Genomic DNA, 269 nt, shown 5'->3' on the forward strand with positions numbered 1-269 from the left:
GGGATCGCGAACAGCGAATAGGTCCCCGCCTTCACTTTTTTGCCTCCGAAAGTGGCGTCCTGGTAGAATTTGATCTCGGTAGACTCATCCGCTCCAAGCCTCCATACCTTGCCATAGGGCTCCTTCTTACCAAATATTTCACGGCCGTTCAGAAAGGGGCGGCTGTACGAAACTTTCACCAATGCTTTCTCTCCCTCCTTGCGATCATGTGCGAAATGGTCGGGGAAATAAGCAATGTCGCGCGGGCTCTTGTCCAGCCCCCTGAATTT

At 52.8% G+C, this 269-nt stretch carries 1 protein-coding gene; it reads right to left on the bottom strand.

Translation table 11 applies throughout. From position 1 onward, the window contains the following. On the bottom strand, window positions 1–179 hold a 179-nt coding region (locus AB1471_RS17390), incomplete at its 3' end, for a DUF2911 domain-containing protein (RefSeq protein ID WP_367780985.1). Window positions 180–269 lie beyond the last annotated feature (90 nt).

The sequence above is a fragment of the Jeotgalibacillus marinus genome (genome assembly GCF_040801915.1).
GTDB classification, from domain to species: Bacteria; Bacillota; Bacilli; order Bacillales; family Jeotgalibacillaceae; genus Jeotgalibacillus; species Jeotgalibacillus marinus.